A 22,621-nucleotide genomic window follows, 5' to 3' on the forward strand; every position below is an offset into this window, starting at 1 on the left:
GGTCGGGGTCCAGTTCAGGGGCGCAGCAATTCGGCAACCAGTGGCTCCAGCGCTGCGGGATGTTGCAGCAGCTGCTGGTGGGTGCGCACGGGCAAGGGCTGCCGCGGACCCAGCGGCAATACGGCGCGCCAACCAGGCAGCACCATCAGGTCGGCAGCGCAGAAGAAGCTGCAGCAATCCACGCCGTCTAGCCCCTCGAGATTGGTGTTGAGCTGGCGCAGCAGCGGGCTGCCCCACTTCATGTCGGCGATGCCAGCCAGCAGCCAGCTGGGCCAGGGCTGAGCCGTGAGAGTGCCCTGCTGGGGGCTACCGACGCTGATGAAGCGGCGGGTGCGGAATCGGCCGCCCTGAAGTTGGATCCAGGTACGGCCGATCACGCCGCCCATTGAGAAGCCCAGCAGGTCGATTTGGGTGTGGGGACCAAAGGTTGCTTCGATTTGGCTGCCCAGCCGGTGAGCTAGCTCCAGGATCGGAGTGGCACCAAGGCGATTAGGTAGATAGGGAATCAGCAGTGGAGATCGCCGCCCATCCAGCTGGATTTTGAGGCGATCAAACAGGCGTGGCGTGTCCCACAGACCATGCACCAGCACCAAGGGGGGAGCGCTTGCCATGGGCTCAGGCTAGGAAGCCGGTTGGTTCCCATCAAAAAGCCGCCCCCGTAGGGGCGGCCTGTGGGTCACCGGAGTGACCCAGAAATCAACCTTTGCGAGCGGGGCTCAGTAGCGGCTGCCGCCACCGCCGTAGCCACCACCGTTGTAGCCACCGCCACCGCCGAAGTCGCGGCGACCGCCGCCACCGCCGCCGCCACCGCCGCCACCACCGCTGCCGCGGGGCTCAGCTTTGTTGACGCGGATGGCGCGACCCATCCACTCAACGTCTTGGAGGTCTTCAATTGCCTTGGTCTCTTCGGCCTCATTGGCCATTTCGACGAAGGCGAAACCGCGCTTGCGGCCGGTGTCGCGGTCAAGGGGAAGGCTGCACTTGCTCACCTGTCCGTACTGGCTGAACAGATGCTGGACATCTTCCGCTTCTGCATCGAAGGAAAGATTGCCGACGTAAATGGTCATGAACTCAGAAACTATGAATTGATCCTTCGACGGCCCAACAGAAAGTGGTCAGCTCGCTAGAGAGAAATCTTTGAATCACTTTTCACAATACAGGGTTGCCTAACCCGGTTGTCGAAACCGCCCCAACGACGTGTGCTTTGACCAGCGGTGTGATGCCAGATGCCCAAAGCCTGGCTAGGGATGGGGTGTTCCAAGCCATGCATCGCCATGTCGAAAGCCCAGCTCACAGCCTTCATGGTCAAGGTTGATGCTGATACGGCCCTAAGGGCCCGTGTCGATGCCGCCGGCAGTGTCGATGCGGTAGTGGCGATTGCCCTGGAGCAGGGCCATGCCTTTTCTCCGGCTTCCTGGTCCCGCGCCCAGCGCCTCTGAGCGCAGTCGGGCCTGCTTAGGGCCAGGGCGTGAAGGTGGCGGGCTGGTATTTGACAATGCCGATCCGCCAGCGCTGCTGGGCCAGTTGCTTCAGGCTGGCTAGCAATTCTTCAGTTGTGCCGCCGGCGATCCAGTCGGCCTTGATCAATGGCAACCGCTCGCTCATCACCTCGAGCGGCATCTCCAAGAGCAACAGGCTGTCTTCAGCAGCAGCCCGCCGCAGGGCCCCCTCGTCACTGCGCTGCCACAGCCTCAGCAGCAGTTCCAGGGCCAGGGTGCGGCCTGCTTCGCCGGGTTCGCCATCACTGTCTTGCCGCTGGGACTTGCCAGTTAGGGGCAGGGCCCGCTTGCCATCTAGTTCCACCAGGGCCAGGGCCACCAGGTAGGGAGCGTCAGCCATGGAAATCTCTGTGATTCGCCACACCATGGCGAGGAGCGCGGCTTCGGTGTGGAAACTGACACTTATCAGCTCTTCTGTTGCCGTTGGCGGATCGGACAGCCCTACCGGCATTTGCCGGGACTAAGTTTTCAGCCGTTCGTTTTCAACTCCTTTCCAGGGAGCCAGCGCCATGTCGAGCATTGCTGACCAGTTGGTGACCTATCGCTCAGCTCTGGCGGAGGCCACGGAGCGGGGAGATCAGGCCGTTGCCCGCAAGCTTGAGCAGCAGATCAAGGAGCTGCAGGATTTTCAGGTGCGCCATCCGGAGGAAACCGAGGCTCCAACACCGTTTGAGGTGTTCTGTGATCTCAACCCATCGGATGTCAATTGCCTCGTCTACGACGATTGAGCCCTGGCTCAATCGTCGTAGACATAAGGGTTATGTGGACATCACGTCCACACTTTTAAGGGCGGTGCCAAGCAGCCGGGTGAATCGGTCCAGCTGCTTCTGACTGCCCATGACAACAAGCATCTGGCCCGGGGCCAGGCGAGTGTCGCTACCGGGATTTGCCAGCAGCTCCGGCCGCTGTGGGGAGTACTGGGAGCCCCGGTACTGCTTCGGCATATCGTTTACTTCTGGCTGGGGCGGCACGATCGCCAGCACTAGGGCCCCAGAGCGCGAGCCGAGCTGGAGCTCCGCCAGGGATGCGCCATTGAGGCTGCCAAGGTCAGCTGGGTCGCTGCTGAGCAGAAATTCCTCCACCTCGCAGCCAGAGCCAGCCAAAAGATCCATGAAGGTCACTGCCAGGGGCCGTAGGGCGGTGGCGGCCATGGTGCGCCCCCCACTGACATACGGGCTCACCACTTGATCGGCGCCGGCTAGGCGCAGCTTGCGTTCCGCTTCCTCACTGTCGGAACGGGCTATGAGCCGGCAGTTGGGCGCCATACCCCGGGCGCTCAGCACCACGTAGAGGTTGGATGCGTTGTTGGGTAGGGCCGCCACCAGGGCACGGCAGCGGTGGATGCCGGCATCCAGAAGGGTTTCGTCGAGGGTGGCGTCGGCCATCAGCACGGCCAGCCCCCGCTCTTCGGCTGCCTCGCGGCGCTCCGCGTCCATCTCCACCACCAGCAGGGGAACGTTTTCCCTGGCAAGTTGTTCGGCGATCTCGCGGCCGATGCGGCCATAGCCGCAAAGGATCACATGGTTATGCATGGTGGATAGCCAACTGCGGAATCGGCGCTCGCGCAGGCGCCGGAAGTACCCGGATTCAGACAGACCCAGCACCCCTTGGATACTGATCTGCACCACCACCAAGCCGCCGAGGATCAGCAGGGTGGTGACCACCCGCCCACCGGCGCTCAGGATTTGGGTGTGCCCGTCGCTGAATCCCAGGGTGCTGAGCGTGATCAGCACCATCCAGTAGGAATCCCCCCAATCCCACCCCTCACTGAGGTGGTAGCCGATGGCGCCGGCATTCACCAGCATGGCCAGCGACAGGGGAGCCCGCCAGGGTTTGCGCGCTCGCCGAGAGGGTGGTCGTCTTGGGACGATTGACCAGAAGTGCTTGGGCATGGGACCTGGACCCGGTGCTCCAGATCACGAATCCCAGATTATCGGCTGCAATTAGTTACGGCCTGTGGGCTGATCCCGAACATTTGTAGTCGTTGTCGACAGTTGGCCTGCCAGCTCCGTTAACCCTTAAAGGTTCTTTCCGCAGGGGTCGCCTGGATGGGCGCGTCTTCGGTGATTGGTGACATGACAACTGGTTTGGCAGAGCAGCCGCCCCTACAGCTGCTTAAGGAAAGTGGACAACGGGAGGTGTTCTGCGGACTCACCTCGATTGTCTGGCTGCACCGGCGCATGCCGGATGCCTTTTTTCTAGTGGTGGGCTCCCGCACCTGCGCCCACCTGGTTCAGAGCGCCGCCGGCGTGATGATCTTTGCCGAACCCCGTTTCGGCACTGCGATTCTGGGGGAGCGGGATCTGGCCGGCCTGGCCGATGCCAATGATGAGCTCGACCGGCTGGTGAAGGATCTGCTGGAGCGGCGTCCCGAAATCCGCACTTTGTTTCTGGTTGGCTCCTGCCCCAGCGAGGTGATCAAGCTGGATCTGGCTAAGGCTGCCGAGCGGCTCAATACCCAGCTAACCGGCCGGGTGATGGTGCTGAACTACAGCGGCAGCGGTATCGAAACCACCTTCACCCAGGGAGAAGACCAAGCTCTGCTGGCGATGGTTCCCCTGATGCCCAGCAGCGAGATCGATCAGCTGTTGATCGTCGGCACCTTGGCCGATGCGGTGGAAGACCGGCTGGTGCAGCTGTTTGGTCGCCTGGGTATTCCGGTGGTCACGAGCCTGCCGCCGCGGCGCTCCACCGAGCTGCCCCCGATTGGTCCCGGCACCAGGGTGCTGCTGGCCCAGCCCTTCCTCTCGGCCACGGCAAGGGCCCTGGTGAGCCGCGGCGGCCAGCTGCTTACGGCTCCCTATCCCTTTGGGGTGGAGGGCAGTCGGGCCTGGATGGCTGCGGGCGCCGCTGCCTTCGGGGTAGCGCCGTCCCTGGTGGCCGAGGTGCTCGATCCCTTGGTGGAGAGGGGCCAGCGGGCCATAGCTCCCCACCGGGAGCTACTGGCCGGTAAGCGGCTTTTTCTGCTGCCCGATTCCCAGCTGGAGCTCTCCTTGGCGAGGTTCCTGCAGCGCGAGTGCGGCATGGAGCTGGTCGAGGTGGGCACGCCCTATCTCGATCGCCAGCTGCTCGATGCGGAGCTGGCCCTGTTGCCACCGGGCACCCGCATTACCGAGGGGCAAGACGTGGAACGCCAGCTGGAGCGGGTCCGCGCCGAGCGGCCAGATCTGGTGGTGTGCGGCCTCGGCCTGGCCAATCCCCTGGAGGCCGAGGGCATCGCCACCAAGTGGTCGATTGAGTTGGTATTCAGCCCCATCCACGGTTGCGACCAGGCCGGCGAGCTGGCCGAATTGTTTGCCCGCTCCCTGCGCCGCCGCGCCGCACTCTCCTTTTCCTGACCACCCGTCCCATTAATCAGTCATGGAACTCACCCTCTGGACCTACGAAGGCCCCCCCCACGTGGGTGCCATGCGCATAGCCGCCTCGATGGAAGGGGTGCACTACGTGCTGCACGCCCCCCAGGGCGACACCTATGCCGATCTGCTGTTCACGATGATTGAACGGCGCGACCGGCGCCCGCCCGTTACCTACACCACCTTCCAGGCCCGCGACCTGGGTGGCGACACCGCCGAGCTGGTGAAGCGTTCGATCGCTGCAGCCGTGGAGCGCTTCCAGCCCGAGGCGCTGCTGGTGGGCGAGAGCTGCACGGCCGAACTTATCCAGGACCAGCCTGGCTCCCTGGCGGCGACCATGGACCTGGGCGGCATCCCGGTGGTGAGCCTGGACCTGCCGGCCTACTCCAAAAAGGAGAACTGGGGCGGCGCTGAAACCCTCTATCAACTGGTGCGAGGCCTGCTCAAGGCCCAGGTGCCGCCGCCCGGCGAGCCCAAGCCCGATCCGACTCGCTGGCGTGCCGAGGGCCGGCGGCCCCGGGTGAATCTGCTGGGACCAAGCCTGCTTGGTTTCCGCTGCCGCGACGATGTGGGCGAGATCAGCCAGTTGCTGGCTGGCTACGGCATTGATGTGGCGGTGGTGGCGCCCCTGGGGGCCCGTCCGGCCGACCTGATGCGGATCCCAACCGCCGACGCCAATGTGAGCCTCTATCCCGAGCTGGCGGGCCCGGTATGCAGCTGGCTGGAGCGCAGCTTCGGCATGCAGACGGTGAAGACGGTGCCGATCGGTATCGGCGCTACGGCAGCCTTTTTGCGCGAGCTGCACGGGGTGCTGGGTTTGGATCTGCCCGCTGAGCTTGAAAGCGCAGCCGACGGCACCTGCGCCGCTGAACAGCGCTCGCGGCTGCCTTGGTATTCGCGCTCGGTGGACTCCACCTACCTCACCGGTAAGCGGGTGTTCATTTTTGGTGATGCCACCCACGCCATCGCTGCAGCCCGCATCGCTAGCCGCGAGCTGGGCTTCAAGGTGGTCGGCCTGGGGAGCTACAGCCGCGAGCAGGCCCGGGAGGTGCGGGCGGCCGCGCAGGAGCTGGGGCTGGAGGCGTTGATCTCAGACGACTACCTAGCAGTGGAGGCGGCGATGGCGGAGGCGGCACCGGAGCTGGTGCTGGGCACCCAGATGGAGCGCCACAGCGCCAAGCGCCTCGGCATCCCCTGCGCAGTGATCAGCTCACCGCTGCACGTTCAGGATGTGCCAGCGCGCACCTCGCCCCAGATGGGCTGGGAGGGGGCAAACGTGATCTTCGATAGCTGGGTGCACCCGCTGATGATGGGTCTGGAGGAGCACCTGATCGGCATGTTCCGCCACGATTTTGAATTCGTGGATGGGCACCTCAGCCACCTAGAGGGTGCCAGTGCCCCAGCCAAGCACCCCGAGACACCAGCTAATGACACTGCGCCAGCCAGCATTCCCGGCGATGGGGTGATCGTTTGGAGCCCGGATGGTGAAGCTGAGCTGGCCAAGATCCCCTTCTTTGTGCGGGGCAAGGTGCGAAAAAATACGGAGGCCTACGCCCGCGAGCAGGGCCTAGCTCTGATCGACAGCGAAGCCCTTTATGAGGCCAAGGCCCATTTCGCTCCATGATGGCTGGGATGGCAACAGCAGGCCCGCGCTGCGGGGGTGACCCTGACGCTCCTTGCCTGATTCCAAGAGCCCAGGGCTAAGCCTTACGGTCCAAAATTATTTAGCTAAGAGTTTCGGTTCCGATCTTTCCTGTTTCCCCAACTTCAATGACCACAACACTCAATCCGCCAGCCACTTCCAAGCCCGATGGCGAGGGCAGCGTGCAGGTACACCTTGATCCCACCATGGCTATCGAGGAGGGTGCCTTAGTACTGGCTGTTTATGGCAAAGGTGGGATCGGTAAATCCACCACCTCTTCAAACCTTTCGGCCGCCTTCTCGAAGCTGGGTAAGCGGGTGCTGCAGATCGGTTGCGATCCCAAGCACGACAGCACTTTCACCCTCACCAAGAGGATGGTGCCCACCGTTATCGATATTCTCGAGACGGTTGATTTTCATACTGAAGAGTTGCGGCCCGAAGACTTTGTGTTTGAGGGTTACAACGGCGTGATGTGCGTGGAGTCTGGTGGTCCACCGGCGGGTACTGGTTGCGGTGGCTATGTCACAGGTCAGACGGTGAAATTGCTCAAGGAGCACCATCTGCTCGAAGAAACCGATGTGGTGATCTTTGATGTGTTGGGAGATGTGGTGTGCGGAGGCTTTGCCGCACCGCTTCAGCACGCCCACTACTGCCTGATCGTGACGGCCAACGATTTCGACTCCATCTTCGCGATGAACCGGATCATGCAGGCCATCAATGCCAAGGCCAAGAACTACAAGGTGCGTCTCGGTGGTGTGATCGCCAACCGCTCTGAGGAGACCGACGAAATCGACAAGTTCAATGCCCGCACGGGGCTGCGCACCATGGCCCATTTCAAGACCGTGGACGCGATTCGTAAATCCCGCCTCAAGAAGTGCACCATCTTCGAGATGGAAAGCACACCAGAAGTGGTTGCGGTGCAGGAGGAATACCTCAAGCTGGCCCGCCGGATGCTCGATGACGTCGAGCCCTTGGAGGCCGAATCCCTCAAGGATCGCGAGATTTTCGACCTGCTCGGCTTCGATTGATGGATGGGGTATCTACCCCGCGCCAGCAGAGCTACGGCCAGCTGCTGATCGTCTGTCTGTTGGTGCTGATCACCTTCACCCTGCCCCAACCCTGGAATCGTCTTTCCTCCTTGGGCTATCTGCTCATGGCTCTTGTGATGATCCGAGGCTTGGGTAATCCCACCGGCAGCCTGCAGTTCGGCACGCTGCCGCGGCGCTTGTTTAAGGGTCTGGGAGTTGCGGCCATTGCCGTTGGTTTGCTCTGGTATTTCACCCCGCTGGAGCTGCGCAGCACCGGCATCCCGGTGATCGCCCTCTGGGCCTTATTTAGCGGTTGGAGTGCTATCCGCCTAATCAGGGGCCTGGCCCTGGAGCGGCGGGTGTCGGATGTGGTGTTGCGAGGGGCGCTGGCGGGCTATCTGATGCTCGGCCTGGCAGCCGGCTTGCTTTGTTGTGCCCTGGAGACGATTGATCCGGCCAGCTTCAGCAACGTGAACTTGTCGGCGCAGGATCTGGGCCAGAGCAGCCCGGTGTGGGGCCTCAATTTTGTGCGACTCAACTACTTCGCCTTTGTGAGTCTCACCACGATGGGCTACGGCGATGTGATTCCCGAGAGCCCCCAGGCCCAGATGGTGAGCGTGGCCATCGCCATAGCGGGCACGTTTTATGTGGCCGCAGTGATGGGGGTGTTGATCAGTCGCCTTACGGTGCAGGAAAGCCAGCAGCCTTAGGGTTGCCTAGCTCCCAGCCCTTGACGATTCGGTAAACCACCGGCACCGCGAACAGGCTGAGGACGGTGGCCACCAGTAGCCCCGAAAACACCACCGTGCCGATACTTACCCGGCTGCCTGAGCCGAAGCCGCTGGCCAGCAGCAGGGGCAGGAAGCCCGCCAGGGAGGAAATGGCCGTAAGCAGGATCGGCCTTAGGCGGGCGATGGCGGCCCCCCGGATCGCCGTGTCTAGATCCAGTCCTTCGGCCATGCGCTGGTTGGCAAACTCCACGATCAAGATGCCGTTCTTGGCAGCCAGGCTCACCAGCACCAGTAAGCCCATCTGGCCATAAACGTCTAGGGGCAGGCCCCGCAGCATCAGGCCGCCGATGGCCCCCAGCATGGCAAGGGGCACGGTCACCAGGATGATAAAGGGGTCGGCAAAGTTGTCGTAGAGGGCTGCCAGCACCAGCACCATCACCAGGATCGCCAGGGCAAACACCCTCACGTTGCCGCCACCGGCGCGCGACTCTTCCCGAGCCAGGCCAGCCCATTCCAATTCGGTGCTGTCGCCCAGCTGACGCTGCACTTCCATCAGGCTGGCCATGGCCTGGCCACTGCTCACGCCAGGGCGGGGCAGGGCCCGGATGCTGATCGAACGCACCAGCCGGGTGTGGTTGATCGAGGTAGGGCCCGTTTCTTGTTCGATCCGCACCAATTGGGCCAGGGGGATTAGCTGGCCGTCACGGGTTTTCACCTGAAGGGCGAGCACGTCATCGGCGCTGCGGCGCGAGGCGCCGTCGAGTTGCACAATCACCTTGCGCACCTGGTCGCTCTCGAAGCTGTCATTGACGTAGTCACTGCCGAAGCTGGCTCCGAGGGTGTCGACCACGGTGCTGAGATCCACCCCAAGCGAGGCCATCTGCAGCCGATCTGGCACAAGCTGCACCAGGGGGGCACCGGCGCTGAAGCGGGTTGAAACCCGTTCAAAGCGATTGGTGGCTTGGGCGGCGCGGATGAAGGCCTGGGCTTGCTGCTCGAAGTCAGAGAGGCTGAGTTGACCGTTGCTGTTGTCCAGCAGTTCAAGCTCGAGCCCGCCCTCGGCACTAAAACCGCGCACTGAGGGGGCCTCGCTGATCTGCACCACTGCACCGGTGATGCGGCGGCGCAAATCGCCATTGAGGCGCTGTCCCACGGCCCGAGTAGCTGCCTCGGCGCTGCGGCGCTGCTCGATCGGCGCCAAACGCAGATAAAAAATGCCTTTATTGGGGCTGCTGTCCCCAAAGGAGCGGCCTGCATAGAAGGTTGCCCGTGTGATGAGCGGCTCGTCTGCCACCACCTGGCGCACCTGGTCCAGCACCCGTTGGGTCTGCTGCAATCCGAGGCCATCGGCCAGAATCACAACTCCCCGCAGCTGACCGTTGTCCTCCTGGGGGATGAAGGCTTTGGGCAGGGCTTGTAGGGCGAATCCCGTGATCATTAGGCCAGCCAGCAGCAGGGACATCACCAGCCGCCGCCGCTCCATAGTCCAGGCCAGCCAGCGGCCGTAGGGCACCTCCAACCCTTCGAGCCAGCGCCGTGGCGGGTCGATCCAACGCAGCAGCCAGGTCGGTTCTCGTCGCTCGGGATTGAGTAGGCGACTGCTGGCCACCGGCGTGAAGCTCAGGGCATTCAGGGTGGAGAAGGCGATGGCGCCGCTGATCGTTATCGCGATCGGCGCAAATAGCCGGCCCAAGCTGCCCCCCAGGCCCAGTACCGGGATAAACACCACCACCAGGGCTAGGGAGGTGGCTACCACGGCCCCGCCCAGCTCGGCCATGGCTTCGCGGGCGGCTTGTAGGGGTGGCTTGCCGTCCTCTAGGCGGCGGCCAATGTCCTCGCTCACCACGATGGCGTCGTCCACCACCAGCCCAGAGGCCAGCACCAAGCCAAACAGGGTGAGGGTGTTGAGCGATTGGCCGGCAAGCTTGAGCACGCTCAACGAGCCGATCAAGGCCACTGGCACTGCGGCAGCTGTGATCAGGGCCAGGCGGCTGTTGCCAAGGCCAAGAAGGAGCACCAAGAACACCAGCAACACCGCATCGCGCAGGCTGTTGAGGGTGCCCTGGATGCTGCCGCGCACAAAGTCGGCCTCATCAACAATCAGCTGCTGATCCACCCCGGGCGGAAATTGGGGTGCCAGCTCATCGAGGGCTGCATTCACCGCTTTGCTAACGGCGATGGCGTTGCTGCCGTCGCGCTGGTTGATCAGCACGGCTACCGCTGGTCTGCCTTGCAGGTTGGTGGCGATCGTGTCGTAGCTCTCGCTGCCCAGGCTCACCCGGCCCACATCCCGCAGCAGGGTGACGCCGCCATTAGTGCTGCGGGCCACCACTAGCTGCTCCAATTCCGCCGGACTGCGCAGGCGCCCCTCCATGCGCAGCGGCAGGGTGAGCTCTTGGCCGCTGGGGCTGGGGGCTTCACCCATTTGGCCCAAGGCAGCCAGCACGTTTTGCTGCTGCAGGGCCGTGCGCACATCGGTAATGGTGAGGCCGCGCTCCTCGAGTTGGGCCGGGTTGAGCCAGAGCCTGAAGGCCAGGCTGTTACCACCTGCAAGGGTGACGTTGCCCACCCCAGGCACCCGCTGCAGCTTCTCTTTAACCACCTGATCGAGCCAGCCGCTCAAAAAGGTTTCGCCATAGAGCTTGGGATCGGCACTGAAGCTCAGAATCATCAGCAGGTCGTCGGAGCTGCGCCGCACCTGCACCCCGAAGCGAGCCACCGGTGCTGGCAGCTGGCGAGTAACCACCGCCACTTCGTTCTGGGTGTTGATCTGGTTGAGCTCGGGGTCGCCGCCCTCGAATCCCAGGCTGATGGAGCTGCCGTTGGCAGAGCTGGTGGAGCGGATGCTGTCGAGCCGCTCGAGGCCGTTGAGCTGTTGCTCCAGCAAGGCGGTGACCCCCTGCTCCACCACCTCTGGGCCGGCGCCTGGGTAGGTGGCTCGCACCGTTACCCGGCTGGGAGCAATCGGCGGCAGGTTTTCCACCTGCAGTAGCGGTAAACACACCAGCCCTGTTAGCAGAACCAGCAGGCTCACCACCAGGGTGAACACGGGCCGGCGCAGAAAGGGATCGGAGATCGATTTCATGGGAGCCGTTGCGTTGCGCTGCTCGGGCCGGGATTAATGATCAGCCGAGATCGCGCTTCAGCACAACGCAGAGATAGTCAGGCGCTTTATATCGACTAGGCAGGCAGATATGCAGTTGCTCCAAACGGCTCCAGCAGACGGTTCGCTGAATGGCGGCTACGGTTTTTCCTTCCTTTAGGAGCAGCCTCAAGGCCTTGCAATAGAGCGAATAATTGGCTTCGAGTTCCCCGATGGTGAGTCCCTGACTGCTGCTCATCGCACGAGTGGGCGTCCAGGAGTTGCAAAGACGCAACTACAACCCTACGGCTTCAGGTGGCGCCGAGATCAGGTTGAGCTGGCGGCAGAGCCGCGGCAGGGTGAGGCCTTGGGCTAGCAGGTTGATCAGCACCACAATGAACACGATGCTTTGGGCGTTGTGGGCTAGGGCAACGACGGAGTCTGGGTCGACACCGCGAAGGTGGCTGATCTGATTGACCGCGCTGTAAGAGAGGGCCAAAGGCACTGCCCCCCTCAGTCCACACCAAGACACCAGCACACTGTCTTGCCATCGGAAGGGGGAGAGGGGTTGGAACACCAAGACGCTGATTGGTCGTACCACCAGCATCAACACTGCCGCCGTTATCAGGCCAACAGGCAGGGCGGGCAGCAGGCTGCTTGGATTTATCAGTAGACCGAAGATCAAAAAGATACAGATCTCAGCCATGGTGTTGAAAGGCAGCAGTACCTCCTGAATTGATTCGTGGTTTATATCGGCTTGACGATAGATCATGTTGCTCATCATCGCTCCAGTGATGTATACCGAGATAAAGCCGGATCCCCCTAGGAAATGGCTACAGCCATAATCCACTAGAGCAAGCGATATGGCGACAATAAGTAGCTGGGATTTGTCGTAAGCAAGCTCATTGATCACGAATCTGGCCACATAGCCAAATAGGGCGCCCACGATTAATCCGCCGCCCACCTGTTGTATGAAATTGCGCAAGCCGTTGAGGATTACTGCAGCAGGGGCTGCTTGCTCGAGGCTGGCGCCGGCGCTGCTTGCTCGAGGCTGGCGCCGGCGCTGGAGGTGCTGAATAGCCCCACGATCAGGCCAAATATCAGCAGGGCCGTTGGGTCATTGACTGAAGATTCGAATTCGAGTAGGTGCCTGAGCCGCTCTGGCACCAGGTGCCGCACCGAACTCAGCACGTTGATGGTGGCTCCGGCATCGGTGGAGCCCAGGCAGGCGGCAATCAGCAGGGCAGCCCCCAGGGGCATCGTGTTGCTGAGTCCTGGTGCCAGTTGGTTTCCTCCAGCGGAGGAAAGCAGCCAGATCAGGGCGGCCAGCAGACCGGTGGCAATCGCCACCCCCCCTACCGCTAGGGCCAGGCCATATTTCAAAAAGCCTCGGATAGTTTTGATATCTGTTTTCAGCCCCGCATAAAAAAGCAGCAGGGCTAGTGCGAATACATGCAGGCTTTCGGCCTGTTCATGGGTGACGTTGAGGCTTTGGATGTTGATCGCTAGGCCCAGTAGCAGCACCCCGAGAATCGCCGGGATCCCGATCTGGACCGAGAACCGGCTGATCGCCAAGGTGCCTAGAAACAGCAGGCCGATGAACAGCAGCTGGCCCTCCAAGGGCACCCCATTAAGACCTGCTGGCTGAGCCAAGAGGGGTGCCTGGGCAAAGAGGGTCGCGATCACGGCTGGGCTGAGTCGGCATGGGCCGAGCCGAGGCTCGCCGCCTGGGCATCGCTGAGTCGGCCGGCCCGCTGCAGCACAGCGGTGATTTGGGCAATGTCCAGCACGGAATGGCAGTTGTAGCCGGCCGCCGCCAGCCGCTCCCGGGCGCGGCGGTCATGGTCGCCGCCATGGTCGATGAACACCACCACGTCCTGCACCTTCAGGCCCGAGCTCTCCAACTTGCCGATGCCCTCAAGGACGCTGCCGCCGGTGATCAAAATGTCGTCTACCACCACCACCCGGTCGCCCTCCTCGAAATCGCCCTCGATCAGGCGCCGGGCGCCGTGGGCCTTGACCTCCTTGCGGGGATAGATCAGCGGCTTGTGCAGTTGCAGCGAAAGCCCAGTGGCGGTGGGCAGGGAGCCGTAGGGGATGCCGGCGATGCGGTCAAATTTGAGGCCCTGCAGCTTGCCGGCATAGGCGTGGAGGACTCGGTGGAACAGGTTTGGGTCGGAGATTATCTGGCGCAGATCGACGTAGTAGTTGAAGACCGCGCCCGAGGCTTGCACGTAATCGCCGAATAGCAGGCAGCCGATGTCGAAGAGATCAACGATCAGGCTCTCGAGTGGGTCGGCGCTTGGTTGCTGCTCAGGGAGCCACAGGGCACAGGTTTCTGGGTTGCCCTTTTCGTGATTTTCCAGCCACTGGTGCCGCTTAGCCGTGATCTGCAGCTTGAGCGCCTCGGCTCGGCTGGCCATGTCGTCTTCTACCAGCAGGTTTTGAGGTAGGGGCAGCAGCAGCCCATCGGCGGCGGCCCCCAGGCCGGCCTGCAGCATGGCGTCGAGCTTTTCCTCTTCTCCCCAAAGGCTGCGCAGGATCAAAAAGCGCTCGGGCGCTTCGGCCCGCACCCGCGCCAGGATTTGCGGATCACTGGTGCCCACCTCCAGCAGCAGCTGGTCGGGGGTGGCCCACAGCTGGGTCTCCCGCACAATCTGCAGGTAGAGCGGTGTCTCCTCATTCGGGTAGTGCTGGATCTGGCGCGCCGCCTGGTTCGAGCTGTGGCAGGTCATCACCACGGCCTTGTCTGGATAGAGCAGGAAGGGGGCAGCGATGTCCTGGCCAGCCAGGGGTGAGAGGGTCACCGCATCGGCGCCCAGATCTTTAAACAGGTAGTGGGCCAGGGCCGAGGAGGAGTTGAGATCGCCGTGTTTGGCGTCGATGATCAGGGGAAGATCGCGGGGCACCAGGTCGCGCACCTCCAGCAGCAGCTCCAGTCCCACCGGTCCCAGGGCCTGATAAAAGCCAAGGCTGGGCTTGTAGGCGCACACATGGGGCCCTGTGGCCTCGATAACCGCCTTGATCCAGTGGCGGGCCTGGCTGAGGAAGGAGCGGCCCGCCAGGCCCCGCCGCGCTGCCCAGCTCTGCAGCATCTCCGGGTTGGGATCAAGCCCGGTCACCAGCAGCGACTGGCGGTCGGCGATGGCGTCGGTGAGTTTTACGAAGAAGCCCATCGCCCGCAGGCTGTTTGGGCTCGTTGCTAAGCCAGCCATTGGCCTGTCCGCCGGCTGGTGACACAGCTCTTTGCAATCAGCCGCACCATCAACCCTTCCTCATCGGCGGCCACCCGCAGCCAGCGCAGCCCCGGCAACCAGGCCAGGGCCTGCTCAAGTTCGGTGGCGAGGGCGTCGTCGTGTTCGCCGATGCCGCCGCTGAGGGCGATGGCCTGCACGCCTCCCAGGCTGGCTGCCATGGCCCCAATCCCTTGCAGCAGCCGGTGGCGGAACACCGCAATTGCCAGCTGGGCGCCGCGGTGGCCCTCGCCAGCCTGGAGGCGCAGCTCGCGCATGTCTCCGCTGAGCTCGGATAACCCCAGCAGGCCGCTTTGGCGGTTTAGGGCCGTATCTAGTTCGGAGACGCCCACCCCCTGGCGCAGCAGGTGCAGCAGCAGCCCTGGATCCACGCTGCCGCTGCGGCTGGCCATCACCAGCCCCTCCAGCGGCGTGAAACCCATCGTGGTGTCGACGCTGCGCGGCTGGCCCTGGGGATCGATTTCGATCGCGCAGAGGGAGCAGCCGGCGCCGAGCTGGCAGCTGATCAGGCGGCGTATGTCTGGCTCACGGGCCGCCACCGTTTCGCCCACGTGCTGGTGGTTGAGGCCGTGGAAGCCAAAGCGGCGCAGGCCCTGCTGGCGCCAGGGTGCCGGTATGGCGTAGGTGGCGGCAGCTTCGCTGAGGCTGGCGTGGAAGGCGGTGTCGAAGCAGGCCCACTGCTGGATCGCACTGCCCTCCAGTTGACCCTCCAGCTGGTCTTGCAGCCAGGTGATGGCCTCCAGCGCTGGGCCGTTGTGCAGTGGGGCCAGGGGCACCAGATTTGCCAGCTCCGCCAGCACCTGCGGGCTCAGCAGGGTGGGAGCGCTGAAGCGGGCACCACCGTGCACGATCCGGTGAATTACAAGCTGGGGTAGGGGCTCAAGGGCCGCGAGCAGGGGGGAGAGCCACTGCTCCAAGAGTTCAGCCAGCTGCTGGCCGCCCGAATCGGCCTGGGGAAGCCCCCAGCTGCGCTGCTCTTGCCAGAGCCGTCGGCCGCTCGGATCGCAGAGGGCCAGCTTGACGCTGGAGCTGCCCGTGTTCACCACCAGGGCGTGGGTCATGCGATCGGGTGCAGGCCGGTATCGGGCATAGCCTGGCAAGCCTGCGTTAATGCCGTCATAGATGCCAGTCCCTGGCGCAAATAGCCGCCGGCGCCCATGACGCTCTCCGGCAGTTCCCTGTTCAACGCTGCCGGCGGCCTGGGACTGTTTTTGCTGGGTATGGGACTGATGACGGAGGCCTTGCGCAGCTTGGCGGGCAACAGCCTGCGTCAGGCCCTGCTGCGCTTCACCCGATCTCCCTGGAGCGGTGCCGCCGCGGGGGCGATCGGCACGGCCCTAGTGCAATCTTCAACCGCCACCACCGTGGCCACGGTGGGGTTTGTCAGCGCTGGGCTGCTCAGCTTCCAGGCCTCGCTGGGGATCATCTTCGGGGCCAACGTGGGCAGCACGGGCCTGGGCTGGCTGGTGGCCCTTTTCGGCATCAAGTTTGAGCTGGCCGGGGTGATGGTACCGCTGCTGCTGGTGGGGGCCTGCTTGCGGCTGCTGGGCCGCGGCCGCCAGGCGCTGCTGGGTCAGGCCTTGGCTGGGCTAGCGCTGCTGTTTTTGGGTATCGACGCGCTGCAGGAGGCGCTGGCTGGTCAGGGGTTGCTGCTTGATCCGGCCCGCTTTGATGCATCCCTGCCGGGGGGGCGGCTGCAGTTGCTGCTGCTCGGTCTGCTCAGCACGGTGATCACCCAATCTTCGGGGGCGGGGGTGGCCACCACCCTGGCGGCCTTGGCGAGCGGGGTTATTGGCCTGCCCCAGGCCTGTGCCCTGGTGATCGGCATGGATGTGGGAACTACCGTCACCGCCGTGATGGCCTCGCTTGGCGCCAGCCTCAGCGCCCGCCGCACCGCGGCGGCTCATGTGATCTTCAACCTCCTCACCGCCATCGGGGCCTTCCTGCTGCTGCCGGCTTACCTGGCGCTGCTACGGCTGGGTTGGCCGGCCCTGAGCCAGCAGGACCCTGAATTTGCTCTCACCGCTTTCCACACCGGTTTCAACCTGCTTGGTGTGCTGCTTGTGCTGCCGTTCACCGCGCCATTTGCCGCCCTGATCCGGCGGGTGGTGCCGCAGGGGGAGGGACGCCTGATCGATGATCTGGCTGACACGCCCCCGGCCGATCCCGCTGCCGCCATCGGCCTGGCCCGCCAGTCCCTGGAGGGGTGTCTGCTGGAAATGCTCCAGTTGCTGAGCGATGGGCTGGCTAGGGGCAACGGCAGGCCCGCCTCAGGCGCTCAGCGGCTGGCTGTGCTGCAGGCCGATTTAGATCGACTCCAGCTTTATCTCGATCAGATCCATCTAGCGCCGGGGCCGCGTCCGGGCAGCGATGAAGCGGCAAGGGAGGCCCTGCTCCACCTGCTGCATGGTCTTGATCATCTGCAGCGATTACATGAGCGTTGTGAAGAGGAGCAGGATCGCCTGCGCACCGCAGCCACAAGCTCGAGTTTGGCTGGCGAGCGCCAGAAGCTCCTGGCCGCCCTTGAGCAGCTGCCCGGGCTGGTGCAGCAGGGCAGCTGGGCTCAAGCCAGCGCCCTGGTTAGTGCCTGTGCCCAGGCCGTACAACGCCGCGACGGGTCATACCGCCAGGAGGTGCTGGCTGCGGTGGCCAGGGGCGAGCTCGATGTCGATGCCGGCACAGCCCGGCTGGAGGCGATTCGCTGGCTGCAGCGGGTGAGCCAGCACCTAGGGCGGGCCAGCTATCACCTCGGTGGCTCAGGGCTGCACTAGCCGCCAGGGCAGGGTTTCTCCAGCATGGAAGGGCACCAGTTCGACGGCGGTGCCGGCCGCATCATTTAGGTGGAGCCGGCTGGGCACCTCCAGGGGCTGCCGCTCCAGGGTGACCGTGGCCTCGTTGAGCGGTAGCCCGTAAAACCGGGGCCCAAACTCCGAGGCGAAGGCCTCCAGCCTCTCCAGGGCATGCTCCTGCTCAAAAACCGCCGCGTAGCTCTCCAACGCAAATGGGGCATTGAAAATGCCAGCGCAGCCGCAGGCCGCTTCCTTGGCAGTGCGGGCGTGGGGTGCGGAATCGGTACCCAGGAAAAACTTCGGGTTGCCGGAGGTGGCGGCGCCCCGCAGGGCGATGCGGTGCAGTTCCCGCTTGGCCACCGGCAGGCAGTAGAGGTCGGGCCGCAGGCCGCCGGCAAACATGGCGTTGCGGTTGATGTGCAGGTGGTGGGGCGTGATCGTGGCGGCCAGATTGGCCGGGCCGCTGCGCACGAAATCGACCGCATCACTGGTGGTGATGTGCTCGAGCACCACCTTCAGCCCCGGGTGGCGTGCCAGCAGGGGGGCCAGGTGCCGCTCGATGAACACCGCCTCGCGATCGAAGATGTCGATGTCAGCGCTGGTGACCTCGCCGTGGATCAGCAGGGGCATGCCGATGCGCTCGAGGGTGTCGAACACGGGCGTGAGCGCCTCGATTGAGCTGACGCCGGCGGCGGAATTGGTGGTGGCATGGGCGGGATAGAGCTTGCAGGCCACCCAGGCCCCCTGGCGGAAGCCCCGTTCGATCTCAGCGGGGTCGATGGCGTCGGTGAGGTATGCCGTCAGCAGTGGTTCGAAGCGACTGCCGTCGGGCAAGGCTTCGCGGATGCGGCGGCGATAGGCCTCGGCTGCCGCCGCAGTGGTGATAGGCGGGCTCAGATTTGGCATCACGATCGCCCGGGCGAATTGGCGGGCCGTAGCCAGGGCGACGGCCTGGAGCATGGAGCCATCCCGCAGATGCACATGCCAGTCATCGGGTTGACGCAGGCTCAGCTGCTGGCTCGGCATGGCGCGGGATCGGTGGTGGTGAAACTGGTAAGGATTCGTGTCGGGAAGGCAGTGTTGCCCCGGGCACCAAGTCCTCTGTTTAGCGTTGTCTAGAGCTCGCCGGCGAGCATCCTTCTTAACCTTCCCAGCATGACCGTTGCCCCCAAGCCCACGATCGGAGCATTGGAAGCTGGTTACTCCGGCTGCTGTAAGGCCCTGCGGCTACTGATCCGGGAAGGGCGCAGCTTGGAGGCGATCAAGCGCACCGTGGCCTGGGACCGACTCAGCCTGCTCCACTCCTGCCTACCCACCCGCTACAAGGAACCCGATTACCTCTACGCCCTGCTCAAACGGGAGGTGACCGAAGCGGTGTGAATCCTTATGGAAGGGCTTAGCCGTGTAGGCGCCGCCCTTCACGCAACATCTCTGAGGGGCGAATGCCGTAGGTGTTGTGGAAGTCGCGGCTGAAGGAGGAGAGGTTGCTAAAGCCCAGTTTTGAGGAGATGCCGGCAACGCTGTCCCTTGGCGAGGGGTTGAGCAGGTGCTGCCGGGCCAGGCCAAGGCGCTGGCGGCGGATCCATTGGATTGGTCCGCAACCGAAGCGCTTGCTGAAGGCGAGCTGCAGGTTGCGCCTCGAATAGCCGCTGCGCTGCTCCAGCTGGGTGAGATTGATTGGTGATTACAGATTGGCCCCAATCCATTCCAGCAGTTCTTCGAAGATCAGCTCCCTGGAGAGCCCCTTTCCCTCACCGCCATCGAGTTGGGGGCAGAGGGCCAGGGCCAGGATGCGATAGATGAGGTCGTCGATCTGCAGCGCCGCCAGATCGCCACGGGCTTGCAGTTCCGGCGCATCCAGCAGGGCAAAGGCCCGGCGCATGGTGATAAGCAGTGTGGCCTGCCGGTTCTCGGTCATTGAGAGCACCTGGGGACGCTGCAGATCGGGGACAAAGCGTCTACCGGAGAGCCCCATGCCGCCGATGGCAGCGGCCGTGTCCTGCAATCGCTGTAGGTCTACGTGCAGCACCAGCCCGTTGTAGTGCCCAGTGGTGTAGTTGTAAGAGAAGCCAGGGTTGAAGTAGAGGGGTGCTTCAGCGTGAATGTGGAAGGTGTTTCCATCAACTCCGTAGGAAGATTCCCCCTGGTAGCAGATGTTGATTGCGCCTACGCCGGGGTTATCACCGATGCGGCCATGGATAGGGCTTGTATATCCAGAGGTGAGGGTGAGGTCTCCAGCCAAGGCAGTGCTGGCCCGGTGCCGAAACGGATTGAGCAAGGGGTTGCGAGGGGCAAAATCCTCTACTGGAAAGTGCTGGGCCAGCTTGGTAGCTAGGGCCTGGGGATCCAAATCCACCACCGCTTGCTGGTCGTGGAACACCAGGGGGAACTGGGAGACAGGATCCAAGCCACACCAAAATCGGTGGTCAGACCCTAATGAGAGCCTGCTGCGGCTCCAGCATCTGGGCAGCAGCATTAATGCTTAGTGATTTGGTGCTCAGCTCTGCTTCGGGAGCTTGAGCAGGGTGTCCTTGCTGTCCTTGAGATCCTTCCAGATGCGGCGGATTTCGGCGTAGGCCTGCTCCTGACTCACCTTGCCATTGCTTTGCAGGCCCACCACAAGCCCAACCCTCTCGGCAAATGATTCTAAGTTTTGGTGAAACATCAAACGCTGAGGAGTCCAATCGGAGCCCCGGTAGGCGGAATGGGGTTCCATGGGCGAGCTCAGGCCGTCGGCCATGGCTTCCGGATCGGATGGGGTGGGCCTGGGCCCCGCACTGGACACTGGAAGCTCATGAACTTCCCTTAATTTAGAAGGATTGGATTAAGGAGTGTTGAAGGCTGCTTAGGTGTCGTCAGGAGCACCGGCGGCATCAGGTCGGCGGCCGCAACATGCCAAACCCTCCGATCTGCGCTCTCATGGATCAGTCCACGGGTGGTAGGTGGCTACAGGTGGTGATGTGTCTGCTGATCCAGGCCAGCATCGTTGCCGGTGGCCAACTCTTGATCCGCTGGCAGGCTCCTGATCTGACCCCAACGTGCTGCGCCCCACCCCTGGTGCTCTGAATTCCCACCTGCTGGAGGAGCGGCCTGCCAATTTGCCGGTCCACCTCTACGTCTCTGGCGGGCGGCACCAGAGTTGTTTCAGCGCCGTGTTGTTTGAGCCAGACGGCCCCCGGCTGATTTCCCTGCACAACCCTGCCGAACTTTTGCCTTTGCAGGAGCTCGGCTATCCAATCTGGCTGCGGGTGATGGGCCTGGGCGATCCAGGGGCAGTTGAGGCCATGCTCGACATCGTCCAAGTGCCTCGCATGTTGCTGCCTCCCCTGCTGGAGGTGCCCCAGCGCTCGCGGGTTGATGGGCTAGGGGAGGCCGTGATCGTGGTGCTGCACCGGCTCAGCTTTGCGCGTGATCCCTTGCATCTGCTCAGCTCCCAGGTGGGTTTGCTGCTGCTGCCCAACCTGCTGGTCACCTTTGAGGAGGCGCCGGCGGGGGAGTCGTTTCCGGAGCTCACCGTCTGGCTGGAATCCAGGGTGGGTGCGGTGGAGCATCGCGACCTAGATGACATTCTCCACTTCCTGGTGGATGAGTTGCTCGATGCCCTTTTCCCCATGCTTGAGCAGATCGCCAATCGCCTCGACGACCTGGAAGAAGCGGCCCTGCGGGACCCCAAGCCGAAGTTATTGGCCCGGGCTTTTGTGCATCGCAGCAACCTGCGCACGATTCGCAACCAGGTGTGGCCCCTGCGCCACCAGATCCGGGTGCTGTTGCGCCAAAGGCAGCAGCTACTCGGCGCCGATGCTCTGGTTGGCTTCCAGGAGATGGCCGATCTGGTGGAGTTGCTGTTTGAAAACTGTGAGTTGTTGCGCCACCAATGTGATGCCATCACCCAGGCCTATGCGGCCAGTGTGGGCAACAGGATGAACCAGGTGATGAAAACCCTCACCATCCTCACCAGCATCTTCGCGCCGCTCACCTTCATCGCTGGGATCTATGGCATGAACTTCGCCAACATGCCTGAGCTGCGTTGGCATCTGGGCTACTTCTACTGTCTGCTGTTGATGTCAATCGTGGCCGTAATTCAGACCTGCTGGCTGTGGCGCCGTGGTTGGTTTGCGGATTGGACGGCACCGCGCTGAAGCCACAACCTGGCCTTAACCCCTAAAAGCCCTCGGATCGCCCAGAGTTCTGTTGTGGTTGTGACCGTTATGCGCCCTGTCTTGCGCTTTTCCTGGCTTCCCCTGGCTCTCCTGTCGCTGTTGCCCCTGGGAGTTGCCAAGGCGGCGACCCCGGCTCCGCTGCGCATCGGCGGCTCCAGCACAGTGTTTCCGGTGATGCAGGCAGCTGTTCAGGCTTATCAAAAAGCTGGTGCTAACCGCCAGGTGCGCTTTGAGCTCAAGGAAACGGGCACCTCTGCCGGCTTCCGCCAGTTCTGCAGCGGGCAGCTTTTCCTGGCTAACGCCTCCCGCCCCATCAGCGCCAAGGAGCTCAGGGCTTGTGCCGCCAAAGGGGTGAGCTTCCTTGAGCTGCCGATTGGTTTTGATGCGATCACGGTGGTGGTCAACCCTAAAAACACCTGGGCCAGCCGCATCACCACCGGCGAGCTCTCCCGCCTCTGGAGCCAGGCGGCTGCTGGCAAGGTGACTCGCTGGAGCCAGGTGAACCTGGATTGGCCTGATCGCCCGATTCGCCTATGTGGCCCTGGCAAGGATTCTGGCACATTTGACTATTTCAATAAGGCTATAAATGGCAATGATAAAAATTCCCGTTCTGATGTATTTACTAGTGAAAATGACAACGATCTGGTTGCCTGCGTAGCTGGCAACCCTGATGCTCTTGGCTACTTTGGCTATGCCTACTTCCAAGCCAACAGCAAGCGACTAAAGGCCCTCAGCGTTGTAGGCAGTAAGGGTCCTGCCTATCCGTCACCACAGTCGGTTCAAAAGGAGAGCTATGTGCCCCTATCTAGGCCTCTCTTTATCTATGTGAACGATCAGGCATTGCGCAGCCAGCCCGAACTGCGTAAATTTGTTACCTACACAATGCAAAATGGTTTGAAGCTGGTCAAGCAGGCGGGATATATCCCCATGCCTTCCAGTACCTACCGCCTGGTGGAAAGCAAGCTCTACCTCCAAGTGCTGGGCACGGCTTTTGGCGGCGATTTACCGGTGGGTCTTACCACCGGCCAAGCTTTGCAGCGCAGCCTAGATAGCATTAAGAAATCAGAATTCCGTTGAGTTCCG

The 22,621-nt window shown here is 63.0% G+C and carries 25 protein-coding genes; 11 read left to right on the plus strand and 14 right to left on the minus strand.

Going from position 1 to position 22,621, the window contains the following annotated elements; translation table 11 throughout:
• Positions 1-14 precede the first annotated feature (14 nt).
• Both U9970_RS03655 and U9970_RS03660 read right to left on the minus strand, forming a co-directional pair.
• The gene (locus U9970_RS03655) at positions 15-611 is read right to left on the minus strand and encodes an esterase/lipase family protein (RefSeq protein WP_322765351.1); all 597 of its coding nucleotides are present in this window, start codon (positions 609-611) and stop codon (positions 15-17) included.
• Between the two features lie 105 nt (positions 612-716).
• A complete protein-coding gene (locus U9970_RS03660; protein WP_255018543.1) occupies positions 717-1,067 on the minus strand; it encodes an RNA recognition motif domain-containing protein in 351 nt (116 codons plus the stop codon).
• Between the two features lie 207 nt (positions 1,068-1,274).
• On the opposite strand from U9970_RS03660, the gene U9970_RS03665 reads away from it, so the two are divergent.
• Positions 1,275-1,439 (plus strand): Nif11-like leader peptide family natural product precursor, encoded by a 165-nt coding sequence (locus U9970_RS03665; protein WP_322765352.1) that lies wholly within the window; start codon positions 1,275-1,277, stop codon positions 1,437-1,439.
• Positions 1,440-1,455: 16 nt separating this feature from the next.
• Here the strand turns inward: U9970_RS03665 and U9970_RS03670 are convergent, their stop codons facing one another.
• Positions 1,456-1,839: a hypothetical protein gene (locus tag U9970_RS03670; RefSeq protein ID WP_322765353.1), complete on the minus strand. Its 384-nt coding sequence runs from the start codon at positions 1,837-1,839 to the stop codon at positions 1,456-1,458.
• Positions 1,840-2,008: 169 nt separating this feature from the next.
• Here U9970_RS03670 and U9970_RS03675 point away from each other — a divergent pair, with 169 nt between their 5' ends.
• A complete protein-coding gene (locus U9970_RS03675) occupies positions 2,009-2,227 on the plus strand; it encodes a CP12 domain-containing protein (RefSeq protein WP_322765354.1) in 219 nt (72 codons plus the stop codon).
• Between the two features lie 30 nt (positions 2,228-2,257).
• On the opposite strand, the gene U9970_RS03680 is transcribed toward U9970_RS03675, so the two are convergent.
• The gene (locus U9970_RS03680) at positions 2,258-3,391 is read right to left on the minus strand and encodes a potassium channel family protein (RefSeq protein ID WP_322765355.1); all 1,134 of its coding nucleotides are present in this window, start codon (positions 3,389-3,391) and stop codon (positions 2,258-2,260) included.
• A 183-nt stretch (positions 3,392-3,574) separates the two neighbouring features.
• Between U9970_RS03680 and U9970_RS03685 the strand changes: the two genes are divergently transcribed.
• The 4 genes from U9970_RS03685 (at position 3,575) to U9970_RS03700 (ending at position 8,232) form a co-directional block, all read left to right on the plus strand.
• On the plus strand, positions 3,575-4,837 hold the full coding sequence (locus tag U9970_RS03685; protein ID WP_322765356.1) for a ferredoxin:protochlorophyllide reductase (ATP-dependent) subunit N: 1,263 nt from the start codon (positions 3,575-3,577) through the stop codon (positions 4,835-4,837).
• 22 nt (positions 4,838-4,859) lie between these two features.
• Complete coding sequence (locus tag U9970_RS03690; protein WP_322765357.1) at positions 4,860-6,476, plus strand: ferredoxin:protochlorophyllide reductase (ATP-dependent) subunit B; 1,617 nt, start codon at positions 4,860-4,862, stop codon at positions 6,474-6,476.
• A 146-nt stretch (positions 6,477-6,622) separates the two neighbouring features.
• Positions 6,623-7,522 (plus strand): ferredoxin:protochlorophyllide reductase (ATP-dependent) iron-sulfur ATP-binding protein, encoded by a 900-nt coding sequence (gene bchL, locus U9970_RS03695; RefSeq protein WP_322765358.1) that lies wholly within the window; start codon positions 6,623-6,625, stop codon positions 7,520-7,522.
• On the plus strand, positions 7,522-8,232 hold the full coding sequence (locus U9970_RS03700) for a potassium channel family protein (protein ID WP_322765359.1): 711 nt from the start codon (positions 7,522-7,524) through the stop codon (positions 8,230-8,232). Before bchL ends, U9970_RS03700 begins: the two co-directional genes overlap by 1 nt.
• Here U9970_RS03700 and U9970_RS03705 read toward each other — a convergent pair.
• The 6 genes from U9970_RS03705 to U9970_RS03730 are packed head-to-tail and all read right to left on the minus strand — an operon-like array spanning position 8,204 to position 15,650.
• Positions 8,204-11,338, minus strand: coding sequence for an efflux RND transporter permease subunit (locus U9970_RS03705; RefSeq protein ID WP_322765360.1), 3,135 nt, complete (start codon positions 11,336-11,338; stop codon positions 8,204-8,206). The two genes, U9970_RS03700 and U9970_RS03705, sit on opposite strands and share 29 nt — an antisense overlap.
• Positions 11,339-11,378: 40 nt before the next feature.
• A complete protein-coding gene (locus U9970_RS03710) occupies positions 11,379-11,594 on the minus strand; it encodes a DUF3136 domain-containing protein (protein ID WP_094561403.1) in 216 nt (71 codons plus the stop codon).
• 36 nt (positions 11,595-11,630) lie between these two features.
• On the minus strand, positions 11,631-12,320 hold the full coding sequence (locus U9970_RS03715; RefSeq protein ID WP_322765361.1) for a cation:proton antiporter domain-containing protein: 690 nt from the start codon (positions 12,318-12,320) through the stop codon (positions 11,631-11,633).
• An 11-nt stretch (positions 12,321-12,331) separates the two neighbouring features.
• Entirely contained in the window at positions 12,332-13,021 is a 690-nt protein-coding gene (locus U9970_RS03720) for a cation:proton antiporter domain-containing protein (protein ID WP_322765362.1), read from the minus strand.
• Positions 13,018-14,511: a bifunctional orotidine-5'-phosphate decarboxylase/orotate phosphoribosyltransferase gene (locus U9970_RS03725; protein ID WP_322766006.1), complete on the minus strand. Its 1,494-nt coding sequence runs from the start codon at positions 14,509-14,511 to the stop codon at positions 13,018-13,020. Before U9970_RS03725 ends, U9970_RS03720 begins: the two co-directional genes overlap by 4 nt.
• Positions 14,512-14,537: 26 nt before the next feature.
• Positions 14,538-15,650 (minus strand): acetate/propionate family kinase, encoded by a 1,113-nt coding sequence (locus U9970_RS03730; protein ID WP_322765363.1) that lies wholly within the window; start codon positions 15,648-15,650, stop codon positions 14,538-14,540.
• Positions 15,651-15,746: 96 nt separating this feature from the next.
• Here U9970_RS03730 and U9970_RS03735 point away from each other — a divergent pair, with 96 nt between their 5' ends.
• Positions 15,747-17,360: a Na/Pi cotransporter family protein gene (locus U9970_RS03735; protein ID WP_322765364.1), complete on the plus strand. Its 1,614-nt coding sequence runs from the start codon at positions 15,747-15,749 to the stop codon at positions 17,358-17,360.
• On the opposite strand, the gene pyrC is transcribed toward U9970_RS03735, so the two are convergent.
• Positions 17,346-18,404, minus strand: a complete 1,059-nt coding sequence (pyrC, locus tag U9970_RS03740; protein ID WP_322765365.1) for a dihydroorotase — start codon at positions 18,402-18,404, stop codon at positions 17,346-17,348. The genes U9970_RS03735 and pyrC overlap by 15 nt on opposite strands.
• Positions 18,405-18,533: 129 nt before the next feature.
• Here pyrC and U9970_RS03745 point away from each other — a divergent pair, with 129 nt between their 5' ends.
• Positions 18,534-18,758 carry a DUF3136 domain-containing protein gene (locus U9970_RS03745; RefSeq protein WP_322765366.1) on the plus strand — a complete coding sequence of 75 codons (225 nt, stop codon included), beginning with the start codon at positions 18,534-18,536 and terminating at the stop codon, positions 18,756-18,758.
• Positions 18,759-18,774: 16 nt separating this feature from the next.
• Here the strand turns inward: U9970_RS03745 and U9970_RS14260 are convergent, their stop codons facing one another.
• The 3 genes from U9970_RS14260 to U9970_RS03755 all read right to left on the minus strand — a co-directional run bounded on the left by U9970_RS14260 (position 18,775) and on the right by U9970_RS03755 (position 20,118).
• On the minus strand, positions 18,775-19,056 hold the full coding sequence (locus U9970_RS14260) for a helix-turn-helix domain-containing protein (protein ID WP_407653102.1): 282 nt from the start codon (positions 19,054-19,056) through the stop codon (positions 18,775-18,777).
• A 6-nt stretch (positions 19,057-19,062) separates the two neighbouring features.
• Entirely contained in the window at positions 19,063-19,785 is a 723-nt protein-coding gene (locus U9970_RS03750) for a hypothetical protein (protein ID WP_322765367.1), read from the minus strand.
• 90 nt (positions 19,786-19,875) lie between these two features.
• Complete coding sequence (locus U9970_RS03755) at positions 19,876-20,118, minus strand: DUF7219 family protein (protein ID WP_322765368.1); 243 nt, start codon at positions 20,116-20,118, stop codon at positions 19,876-19,878.
• 179 nt (positions 20,119-20,297) lie between these two features.
• Here U9970_RS03755 and U9970_RS03760 point away from each other — a divergent pair, with 179 nt between their 5' ends.
• The 3 genes from U9970_RS03760 to U9970_RS03770 all read left to right on the plus strand — a co-directional run bounded on the left by U9970_RS03760 (position 20,298) and on the right by U9970_RS03770 (position 22,615).
• A complete protein-coding gene (locus U9970_RS03760; protein ID WP_255023197.1) occupies positions 20,298-20,444 on the plus strand; it encodes a hypothetical protein in 147 nt (48 codons plus the stop codon).
• Positions 20,417-21,517, plus strand: a complete 1,101-nt coding sequence (locus U9970_RS03765; RefSeq protein ID WP_322765369.1) for a CorA family divalent cation transporter — start codon at positions 20,417-20,419, stop codon at positions 21,515-21,517. Before U9970_RS03760 ends, U9970_RS03765 begins: the two co-directional genes overlap by 28 nt.
• An 81-nt stretch (positions 21,518-21,598) precedes the next feature.
• Complete coding sequence (locus tag U9970_RS03770; RefSeq protein ID WP_322765370.1) at positions 21,599-22,615, plus strand: PstS family phosphate ABC transporter substrate-binding protein; 1,017 nt, start codon at positions 21,599-21,601, stop codon at positions 22,613-22,615.
• The last annotated feature ends 6 nt before the right edge of the window (positions 22,616-22,621 follow it).

Source organism: Cyanobium usitatum str. Tous (assembly GCF_963920485.1).
Lineage (GTDB): Bacteria > Cyanobacteriota > Cyanobacteriia > PCC-6307 > Cyanobiaceae > Cyanobium_A > Cyanobium_A usitatum_A.

Excerpts from the sequence above, each read along its gene's own strand:
- U9970_RS03655 (WP_322765351.1), bottom strand. The coding sequence starts at position 611 with ATGGCAAGCGCTCCCCCCTTGGTGCTGGTGCATGGTCTGTGGGACACG.
- U9970_RS03660 (WP_255018543.1), bottom strand. The coding sequence starts at position 1,067 with ATGACCATTTACGTCGGCAATCTTTCCTTCGATGCAGAAGCGGAAGAT.
- U9970_RS03665 (WP_322765352.1), top strand. The coding sequence starts at position 1,275 with ATGTCGAAAGCCCAGCTCACAGCCTTCATGGTCAAGGTTGATGCTGAT.
- U9970_RS03670 (WP_322765353.1), bottom strand. The coding sequence starts at position 1,839 with ATGGCTGACGCTCCCTACCTGGTGGCCCTGGCCCTGGTGGAACTAGAT.
- U9970_RS03675 (WP_322765354.1), top strand. The coding sequence starts at position 2,009 with ATGTCGAGCATTGCTGACCAGTTGGTGACCTATCGCTCAGCTCTGGCG.
- U9970_RS03680 (WP_322765355.1), bottom strand. The coding sequence starts at position 3,391 with ATGCCCAAGCACTTCTGGTCAATCGTCCCAAGACGACCACCCTCTCGG.
- U9970_RS03685 (WP_322765356.1), top strand. The coding sequence starts at position 3,575 with ATGACAACTGGTTTGGCAGAGCAGCCGCCCCTACAGCTGCTTAAGGAA.
- U9970_RS03690 (WP_322765357.1), top strand. The coding sequence starts at position 4,860 with ATGGAACTCACCCTCTGGACCTACGAAGGCCCCCCCCACGTGGGTGCC.
- bchL (WP_322765358.1), top strand. The coding sequence starts at position 6,623 with ATGACCACAACACTCAATCCGCCAGCCACTTCCAAGCCCGATGGCGAG.
- U9970_RS03700 (WP_322765359.1), top strand. The coding sequence starts at position 7,522 with ATGGATGGGGTATCTACCCCGCGCCAGCAGAGCTACGGCCAGCTGCTG.
- U9970_RS03705 (WP_322765360.1), bottom strand. The coding sequence starts at position 11,338 with ATGAAATCGATCTCCGATCCCTTTCTGCGCCGGCCCGTGTTCACCCTG.
- U9970_RS03710 (WP_094561403.1), bottom strand. The coding sequence starts at position 11,594 with ATGAGCAGCAGTCAGGGACTCACCATCGGGGAACTCGAAGCCAATTAT.
- U9970_RS03725 (WP_322766006.1), bottom strand. The coding sequence starts at position 14,511 with ATGGGCTTCTTCGTAAAACTCACCGACGCCATCGCCGACCGCCAGTCG.
- U9970_RS03730 (WP_322765363.1), bottom strand. The coding sequence starts at position 15,650 with ATGACCCACGCCCTGGTGGTGAACACGGGCAGCTCCAGCGTCAAGCTG.
- U9970_RS03735 (WP_322765364.1), top strand. The coding sequence starts at position 15,747 with ATGACGCTCTCCGGCAGTTCCCTGTTCAACGCTGCCGGCGGCCTGGGA.
- pyrC (WP_322765365.1), bottom strand. The coding sequence starts at position 18,404 with ATGCCGAGCCAGCAGCTGAGCCTGCGTCAACCCGATGACTGGCATGTG.
- U9970_RS03745 (WP_322765366.1), top strand. The coding sequence starts at position 18,534 with ATGACCGTTGCCCCCAAGCCCACGATCGGAGCATTGGAAGCTGGTTAC.
- U9970_RS03755 (WP_322765368.1), bottom strand. The coding sequence starts at position 20,118 with ATGGCCGACGGCCTGAGCTCGCCCATGGAACCCCATTCCGCCTACCGG.
- U9970_RS03760 (WP_255023197.1), top strand. The coding sequence starts at position 20,298 with ATGGATCAGTCCACGGGTGGTAGGTGGCTACAGGTGGTGATGTGTCTG.